Source organism: Cellulomonas jepli, from assembly GCF_047229345.1.
Taxonomy (GTDB): Bacteria; Actinomycetota; Actinomycetes; order Actinomycetales; family Cellulomonadaceae; genus Cellulomonas_A.
In genome coordinates this window covers 1-1,372 of sequence record NZ_JBFTER010000202.1, presented here as the reverse complement: position 1 = coordinate 1,372, position 1,372 = coordinate 1, and the positions used below count along the sequence as shown (strand labels likewise).

1 protein-coding gene is annotated in these 1,372 nt (G+C 74.3%); it reads right to left on the bottom strand.

The window, feature by feature from the left end; translation table 11 throughout:
• Positions 1 to 2 precede the first annotated feature (2 nt).
• On the bottom strand, positions 3 to 1,058 hold the full coding sequence (locus AB6N24_RS23070; protein ID WP_412871691.1) for a glutathione S-transferase family protein: 1,056 nt from the start codon (positions 1,056 to 1,058) through the stop codon (positions 3 to 5).
• Between the last annotated feature and the right edge of the window lie 314 nt (positions 1,059 to 1,372).

Below are 1,372 nucleotides of genomic sequence, written 5' to 3'. Positions count from 1 at the left end.
GGTCAGCCCGCCATCGCGGCCGCCGTGTGCGCGGCCGGGACGTCCTCACCCGGGCGCGCGGGCCCGGGCGGCGTGCCGTCGCCGAACGGGCGCCCGCCGAGCTGCTCGCGGTGGTGCGGCGTGAGCCACCCGCGCAGGTCCGGGCCCTTCGGGACGATGCGCGAGGGGTTCACGTCCTCGTGGACCCGGTAGTAGTGCTCCTTGATGTGCTGGAAGTCGGTCGTGTCGCCGAACCCCGGCGTCTGGAACAGGTCGCGCGCGTACGCCCACAGGACCGGCAGCTCGGTGAGCTTCGAGCGGTTGCACTTGAAGTGCCCGTGGTAGACGGCGTCGAACCGCGCGAGCGTCGTGAACAGGCGCACGTCGGCCTCGGTGATCGTGTCGCCGACGAGGTAGCGCTGCGTGGTCAGGCGCTCCGAGAGCGCGTCGAGCCGGGCGAACAGCCGGTCGTACGCGCGCTCGTAGGCCTCCTGCGAGCCGGCGAACCCGCACCGGTACACGCCGTTGTTCACGTCCCGGAACACCCCGAGCATCACCTCGTCGATCTCGTCGCGGCGCGCCCGCGGGTACAGGTCGGGCGCGCCGTCGCGGTGGAACGCCGTCCACTCGGTCGAGAGATCGAGCGTCATCTGCGCGAAGTCGTTCGTGACCACCCGGCCGGTCGGGACATCGACGATGGCGGGCACCGTGATGCCGCGGTCGTAGTCGGGGAAGCGGGCGAGGTAGGCGTCCTGGATCCGCTCGATGCCGAGCACCGGGTCGACGCCGCCCGGGTCGAGGTCGAACGTCCACGAGCGTGCGTCGTGCGTCGGGCCGCAGACGCCCATCGAGATCGCGTCCTCGAGCCCGAGCAGGCGCCGCACGATGATCGAGCGGTTCGCCCACGGGCACGCGCGCGCGACGACGAGGCGGTACCGGCCGGCCTCGACGGGGTAGCCGTCCCGGCCGTCCGCGGTGATGCGGGTGGCGATGTAGCGCATGTCGCGCGTGAACTCGCTGCCCTGCGTGACGTACGACCCTGCGGTGCTGTGCTCGTCGGTGCTGCGCTCGTCGACCATGGCCCGATCCTCTCCCGGCGCGCGGGGCGCCGCCCGGTCGGCACCGTGTCGCTGCTCCGCCCGGGTGGCCCGTGACCGGCCGCGGGGGCCGACCGCCCGGTCTGCCCCGGTGTGCCCGGCGACCTAGAGTGGCGACGTCCACGACCTCGTCACCCGGGAGTGCTGTGCCGTTCCGAGGACCTGCCGACCTGTCCGTGCCGAGCCGTCGCCGCCCCGGCCGGGCCGCGCTGGCGGTCGTGGCCGCGGGAGCCCTCGTCGCGCTCGCCGCCTGCACCGCGGACCCCTCGCCGCGGCCCAGCCGGACGGACGGGGCG